Raw genomic sequence first — 218 nt, forward strand, 5'->3', positions numbered from 1 at the left:
CCAAAATTTAATATGAATATTAAAGTACATGCAACTGTAACTCAGTTAAACTCTAAAGTCAGCAATAAAGTTTTGCAAAATGAAGCAGAAAAAGAAATTAAAAAGGAAATCCGTACGACTTTTTCAAAAGGAATTAGTAAACAGTTTGATGTATTTCATTTAGAAGAAGAATTGTTTAGAAATAACTATAAATCCTGGAAAACAATTACAAAAAAAAA

At 25.2% G+C, this 218-nt stretch carries 1 protein-coding gene; it reads left to right on the top strand.

Annotation, left to right across the window (positions count from 1 at the left end; translation table 11 throughout):
* The coding region (locus tag CN514_RS19695) for a Ger(x)C family spore germination C-terminal domain-containing protein (protein WP_286141768.1) at positions 1–218 on the top strand (218 nt) is incomplete at both ends.

Source organism: Bacillus sp. AFS001701, assembly GCF_002559405.1.
GTDB lineage: Bacteria > Bacillota > Bacilli > Bacillales > Bacillaceae_G > Gottfriedia.